We start from the raw sequence: 6,534 nt of genomic DNA, 5'->3' as shown, positions 1-6,534 counted from the left end.
CGTTCGCCTTAGCAAAAAGGAAAAATACTCCTTCTGGAATATTACGCTTCGCTTTCCAAAAGGAAAAAATACATTAAATAAAGGAGTGTAAGCATATGAACAAAGTTTATGAAGTGGTGACCACAAGTATTATGAATCAACTAGAAAAAGGGGTGATTCCTTGGAGACGGCCATTTTCTATACAAGGATACGGTATACCGATCAACTGGAGAACACAAACGGCATATAGGGGAGCTAATGCATTACTTCCTTTTGGGGAATATGCCACGTTTAAACAAATAAAAGAAGCTGGCGGAAAAGTAAAGAAAGGAGAAAAAAGTCACGTTGTTGTCTTCTGGAAATTGAATCAATATATGAACAAGAATGAAGACGGGAAAGAAGAAATAACAAATGTCCCCATCATCCAGCGTTATAACGTATTTAACGTGAACACGCAAGTCGAAGGTTTAAGCAGCAGGAGAAAGGCTCCCAGTTTTGATCATGACCCGATACAAGAAGCAGAAGAAATATTGCAACGTATGACATCGATGCCAGATTTTTCTTTTTCATCGCAAGCTGATTATGATCTAGATAACGATATCATTATTATTCCTCCCAAAGAACAATTTAAAGACATTGAGAAGTATTATTCCACTCTTTTTCATGAGCTAATACATAGTACAGGCCATGAAAACAGATTGAATAGAAAGCTATCCTCTAGCTTTGGAAGTGAAGAATATTCTAAAGAGGAATTAATTGCAGAGATGGGCGCAGCGATGTTGTGCCAAACGGTAGGTATAAACAACACTTTAGAACACAACGCAGCTTATATTCAAGGTTGGCTTACCAAATTAAAAAATGATAAATGGTTGGTCATCAAAGCTGCTTCACAAGCACAAAAAGCAGTAGATTATATTTTAGGAAAGGAGTGGGGAGAAGATGGCATACAGCAGAGTACAGGAGATAGAGACATTGCGAGTATCGTTAAATGAAAGCGTTCAAAGGTTAGATATATTAGATAAGGAAGTGATTTCACTTTCGCAGGAACTTGACGAACTCATTTTGTTAGAACAAAAATCAAAAGCCGATTGCTAGAGCAACAACCGACTAATGACAAGTAAATTTGTCGCGAACTTACTTGTCATTAGTATGAAGCAGAAGAGAAAAAGGTGCAAGCCTTTTTCATAGATGATATAGGAGATGATTACTATGACAAGAACAACAAGAACATATATTGTAAATAATGATACGAAAAGAATAGAGTTACATTTTTCTAAACAAGAATACCAGGCCATAAGTAATGAGGATAAAGATCGTTTAAGAAAGAGGTTTGTTTTTAGTCCAAAAGCAAATGCGTGGGTTTCACGTGCTACAAAAAATCATGCACTTGCCATAAAGGTAGCAGAACAATTAGGTTTTGAAAACGGTAAGAGATTAACGTTTTCAGAGCAATTAGCAAGGAAAGAAAAAGATGCTATTCGATATCAAGATTTAGCAGAAAAAGCACAGAGAAGGGCAGAGTATTTACAGGCAGATTATAACGAGATGAGAGGCAATAATGCTTTTTTCACGCAACCTATTATCCGTGGTCATGCTGGTTCTGAGGCCTTTGGAAGAAGGAGAGAAAAAATATTTGAAAAATATATTAAAGGTTTCGAGGAATTACGGAAAAGCAAGTTTTATAAGGCGAAGGCATTAGAATATTTTGACTTCTCTACAAAGTTAAAAGATCCAACTTTTCTAAACAATGAAATAGATAGAATAGCTCAAAAAATAGAAAGTGAACATCATAAAGACTCCTTGTTGACATCAGAACAAATACAATATGAAAAGGATAAGTTGTCCTATTTTCAGTTAAGATTAAAAGAAATTGGTAGTTAAGTAGGTGTGAGCTGCAAATTGCAGCTCTTATGACAAGTTTTTTCATTGCTCTTTTATTCCCAAAAGTCACTAGTATCCTCCCTAAGACCTTCATGTCTAAGGGGGATACCATTTGTATGACTACTACAAGATGTCCACATCAATAGCGTAAGTGCATGGTAAAGAGCAGCTTGCGCAGCTCTTTTGGATTTACTCTTTATGTTGTTTGAGTTTAGCTATGAGATCTTCTGCTAGTAGTTGAAATAGGTAGTCAATACTGATCTCTAGTTCATCCATGTCTTGTAATGGTATGCTTTTGTAGTACATTTCTAGTAATGTTCGTTTAAGTTGTTGTTCGGGGGTTGGTTTATGGTTCATTTTTTTCACGCTCCTTTGATAGCGACCGTATAAGACCGCCTTGACGAAAGGAGACCATGAAGGAGTTGTCTTCGTTGTGTTGCTTCCCGTTAGTTGTACCAAGGTTCCAGTTAAGCCGCCATAGGCGGCTGCTGGACGGTACAACTACAAGGGTCAAAGGGAAATTGGAATACCGCAGCTTGCGAGGATATGCCGAGAAAACGTTGGATGCTTGTTTCGGTCATGGTACGCTGTACTCCATTGGCGGTGGAGTCTCTAAGGGAGCGAGTTTCTTGCTGTAGACTGCCTTTTTTAAGTCATGAAGCGTTTAGATATTTTTTATTTTTATTTTTTTCTGCTCTCAGTCGTATTTTTTAATACATTTCTTATTTTGTAAAAAATTAAAATATGTTTTGGATCCCCTAGCTGTCCGCAGCCTAAAAGGCAAGCGAATAGCCAGGACTAAGCCATGCGGCAAAGTCCTGGTATATTCCATTCCCTTTTTTCACGGCAGCTACAAGGAAGTATAAAAAAATGAAAAAGCATGGTTGGCAGCATAAGCTGCCTTCGGATTATATGTATTTCCCCTTTTGCACCGCGAATCGTAAAACCAGAAAGTCCTCTAAGATCTGTGTCGTTAGGACACCCGAACCTTTCCGACACAGATCTAAGAGGGCTAGATCCACCGTCAAGGGCAAAAATCTTTTTTCAAAATCACAAAAAAGATTTTGTGCTGAGTCGTAAATCGAGGAAGTCATTTCACCTTGACGGCGGCTCTATTCTGGTTTTGCGTTCGCCTTAGCAAAAGGAAAAATACTCCTTCTGGAATATCATGATTCGCTTTCCAAAAGGAAAATACTTTTTAGGAGTGATTTCACATGAATTCAATCGAAATTATTAAAATCAAACAGGAAAAAGTCGGAGATTTGGAAGCACAAGCTATATCATCTACTGATGATGCAATAGATATTTTAGATAGATATATAGGTGAAGAGGATAGGGAGCATTTTGTAGTCCTGTGTTTAAACATAAAACACAAAATTACAGCCATTCACACCGTCTCAATTGGGCAATTAAACGCAACGATAATTCATCCCCGAGAAGTGTTTAAGCCTGCTATCCTTCACAACTCTGCTGTAATTATTGTGGGGCATAACCATCCTTCGGGTGACCCTCGCCCAAGTGATGAAGATATAGAAATAACTAAAAGGCTTGAAAACGCTGGTGAAATATTAGGAATTAGACTGCTGGATCACATCATCGTAGGCAATAACTCAATTTCTCTTAGAGAGAAAGGATATTTAAACTGAAGGGGAGCATTTATCCTCTTCTTTAAAATGTATAATATAAGTAAATGATTTGAAGGGCAGGTGAAAACACTATGGGTGAAGAATATAAAAGACTATCGGAGGAAGAGATAAAAGAAAAGGTGAAAAAGAAAAAAATTAAAATGGATGGTAAACAATATCCCAAAATTGATGTTGTTTCTGACAAAGGGGATATTCTTATAGATAATAATAAAAATGAGAAAAAATAATAATTTTGAAGTTTAAAGGTGAGGTGGAATGGCTTTGGGTACTAAAGAGGATACCATGACAAATGTAAAATCTTTTTTAGATGATAAAGAAACAAAAGCAATGCTTATAACGGGAACACATCAATATCAAAAACATCGTTTAGTAATGAAAGGATTAAAAGAATGTGTAGAAAAACCTTCAACAATATTATTTAGAGTAAATAGTATGGAGAACTTTGATTCTATTTTTAACAATTCTAAAAATTTTAAAACTGGAACAGCTTATGCATTAGGAGAGCATTCTGTATTTTTTGATTCACTTAACAAGATAACCTGGAGCAAAACTCAAAGAGAGTACGATTATTGTATTTTGTATCCATTGGATTCTGTTATATCTTCTTCTCATATGTATACAATATTAGATGATCTATACGAAAGAAGAGATATTAAGAAGATATTTTTAGTGTCTTGGACAGATAAATTTAATTACCAATATCATAAAGAACTAGGTAAATATTACTCGACACATGCTATATATGATGCGTTACAAGAAGATGCGGACTATCATGAAAGAGTATTGAACACGATTAAGAATACTAGATGATAATTTAAATATCTAACACAACCTTAGTATATATTGTGTTAGATATTTGCTAAATTAGTTTTAATAAGCATAAGGACATTGAAAAGCTTCTCCCAATGAAGGGGAATCGAGATCTCTTTCCTCAGAGGAAGCTTCCACGGAAACAGTGGGATACCGTCTTCCTCTAGACGAGCAAGTCTGTTCGTGAAGCGATAGCTTCCCCAAAAGGTAAAAATACAGTTCAATCACAGCAGCGATAGCTGCCAACCATGCCTTTCATATACAAAAAAAGCAGCAGCCGTCAGGCTACTGCAACCTTTTTATCATCACTACATCCCTATAGACATCGTATAGCTGAAATACATGAAATTTTCCTGCTAGAAAACACTTATAAAGGTGATTAGTTTAAGGCGTATAAGTATTTTTCATGTAAATACTTATATTATATGGGACAATTGCACCAGCATCCTGAGCATCAGCAGCATGATTAGCTACAATAGCAACTAAATCATTAGGATAATCATCAGGAATATCATCTTCATCAATATGATCGAAATCATATACATCATTAATTACATTGTAAACTGTCCATTTTCCAGTATCAGAATCCTTACTTGCTGACCAAATATAACTGATTTTACCTAAAGAAAGATACCAATCATGCCCTACATTACTTACCTGTGTAGCTTCAGTACCTCTTCCACTAACATGAAATTTTCCTTCCTCATTTGCTTCATCTATTTTTTCTGCCCATTCCATTGCTAAAGTAGTATATAAACTAGTTTGGGTTTCAAAATGATTTGACCATTTACTATCATCTGCATATGTCTTATCCTCTGGATCATCTTGTAAAGAATTGCGCAAGAAATATGCAGCTTTATCGGCAGCTATCCCATTAAAACCAAGAGCTACAGCTTGAAACTGTATTCTATACCAATCTATGGAATAATCATCATCACTTTCATTGTTTTTCATAATAGGACTTTGGAAAATATTATTCATATCATCTAATTGATTTTTTTGTTGCGCTTTGTTGTTTTCCATTTCAAGAAATTCAAATATTTTTTTAGCCTCATCGTCATATACAACATTTGATGAAACATGATTTTCATTACTTTCAACTAATGAATGAACTTGTTTTCCGTTATTAATAATATCAGATAACGTCGAATCAGAATCACTTGCATACATTGTATTAACATTAAACAATAAAGGAATTACAACAATTGATGAAACTATAGTCTTTTTATACTTTTCTATAAGGTTACTCATAATTATTTCCTCCTAAAAATTTAATGTTATCGGAATCTATCAATGTATTATCCCTCCTTCAAAAATGAGAAAACTATACCAACATAATAAATTTTTATTTGATAACCACCATTCAAAAAGTAAAAATTAGTATGTAATTATTCAATAAAGTATAACTTTAAAGAATAAATGCTCATTTTTTAGATTAATAATTCCAATAAATACTTTATAATAACATATATATCCTATTAAATTAAATGAAAAAACATTTTTTTATACTTTATAGAAAAATGATATAATCATATAGTAAGAAAATTCATCCTATACTTATACAAAATGAAATCCCATTTAAGTTGTATCTTTTTTAAAAGGAGTGGAAGAAGATGAAAGGTAATTATAGAAGAATGTATGTCATTTGTTTGCTCATAACAATCGCTATTATTTTATCTGGATGTCCAGGTGTGCAAGATTATGAAATTGATATAGGAGATGGATACTTCATCGAGAGAATTTCTTCCCACGTCATAGTGATAACAGAAGAACATAAATACTTAATTCCAGAAAAAGTAATTGAGGTAGGATATAATGAAGAATTCATCATAGCAAAACAACTGGGTTTAATGGATGATCCTGAACGAAGTAACTCTTATCAAATTCCTAACGAAAACGATGTTCGTTATTGGATAGTCAACAAAATAAATAAAGAAATAATGGGTCCCTTAACAAACACTAATTTTGAACAAAAGTTAACGGATTTAAATATTAATTTAGAATTGAAAAAAGTAAAAGATTTACTCAAGAGGTAAAGGTTTTGAATGTATTGTAGTGATTCAGGTTGTGTTGTAATAACATAACCTGTTCATTTAGTCGATTAATCCGTTTATAAAAGTAGGATTTTACGAACAGATCAGTTCATTTATAATATTTGTCCGTAAACCTATTTTAATTTTTTTATGAACGTCTATAAATATATTATAGTATTTACGGA

Annotated in this window: 9 protein-coding genes; 7 read left to right on the top strand and 2 right to left on the bottom strand. The window is 33.9% G+C overall.

What is annotated here, in order from left to right; all coding sequences use genetic code 11:
• Nucleotides 1-95: 95 nt before the first annotated feature.
• From D1Z92_RS15910 to D1Z92_RS15900, 3 genes are all read left to right on the top strand, one after another.
• The gene (locus D1Z92_RS15910; protein WP_128896673.1) at nt 96-971 is read left to right on the top strand and encodes an ArdC family protein; all 876 of its coding nucleotides are present in this window, start codon (nt 96-98) and stop codon (nt 969-971) included.
• Nucleotides 919-1,074, top strand: coding sequence for an aspartyl-phosphate phosphatase Spo0E family protein (locus D1Z92_RS17890; protein ID WP_128896672.1), 156 nt, complete (start codon nt 919-921; stop codon nt 1,072-1,074). Before D1Z92_RS15910 ends, D1Z92_RS17890 begins: the two co-directional genes overlap by 53 nt.
• A gap of 114 nt (nt 1,075-1,188) precedes the next feature.
• On the top strand, nt 1,189-1,860 hold the full coding sequence (locus D1Z92_RS15900) for a DUF3560 domain-containing protein (protein WP_164931663.1): 672 nt from the start codon (nt 1,189-1,191) through the stop codon (nt 1,858-1,860).
• A gap of 189 nt (nt 1,861-2,049) precedes the next feature.
• Here D1Z92_RS15900 and D1Z92_RS17385 read toward each other — a convergent pair whose 3' ends face one another.
• Nucleotides 2,050-2,217 carry a hypothetical protein gene (locus D1Z92_RS17385; protein WP_164931662.1) on the bottom strand — a complete coding sequence of 56 codons (168 nt, stop codon included), beginning with the start codon at nt 2,215-2,217 and terminating at the stop codon, nt 2,050-2,052.
• 857 nt (nt 2,218-3,074) lie between these two features.
• Here D1Z92_RS17385 and D1Z92_RS15895 point away from each other — a divergent pair.
• From D1Z92_RS15895 to D1Z92_RS15890, 3 genes are all read left to right on the top strand, one after another.
• Nucleotides 3,075-3,506 (top strand): JAB domain-containing protein, encoded by a 432-nt coding sequence (locus D1Z92_RS15895; protein ID WP_128896670.1) that lies wholly within the window; start codon nt 3,075-3,077, stop codon nt 3,504-3,506.
• Between the two features lie 71 nt (nt 3,507-3,577).
• Complete coding sequence (locus tag D1Z92_RS17380) at nt 3,578-3,733, top strand: hypothetical protein (RefSeq protein ID WP_164931661.1); 156 nt, start codon at nt 3,578-3,580, stop codon at nt 3,731-3,733.
• A 34-nt stretch (nt 3,734-3,767) separates the two neighbouring features.
• Nucleotides 3,768-4,316 carry a hypothetical protein gene (locus D1Z92_RS15890; RefSeq protein WP_128896669.1) on the top strand — a complete coding sequence of 183 codons (549 nt, stop codon included), beginning with the start codon at nt 3,768-3,770 and terminating at the stop codon, nt 4,314-4,316.
• A gap of 384 nt (nt 4,317-4,700) precedes the next feature.
• On the opposite strand, the gene D1Z92_RS15885 is transcribed toward D1Z92_RS15890, so the two are convergent.
• On the bottom strand, nt 4,701-5,567 hold the full coding sequence (locus D1Z92_RS15885; protein WP_128896668.1) for a hypothetical protein: 867 nt from the start codon (nt 5,565-5,567) through the stop codon (nt 4,701-4,703).
• Between the two features lie 362 nt (nt 5,568-5,929).
• On the opposite strand from D1Z92_RS15885, the gene D1Z92_RS15880 reads away from it, so the two are divergent.
• Nucleotides 5,930-6,352, top strand: a complete 423-nt coding sequence (locus D1Z92_RS15880; RefSeq protein ID WP_128896667.1) for a DUF3997 domain-containing protein — start codon at nt 5,930-5,932, stop codon at nt 6,350-6,352.
• Nucleotides 6,353-6,534 lie beyond the last annotated feature (182 nt).

This window comes from Longirhabdus pacifica, from assembly GCF_004115085.1.
Taxonomy (GTDB): domain Bacteria; phylum Bacillota; class Bacilli; order Paenibacillales; family DSM-105158; genus Longirhabdus; species Longirhabdus pacifica.
The sequence above is the reverse complement of the archived record's forward strand: the minus strand, read 5'-3'. Positions and strand labels throughout refer to the sequence as shown.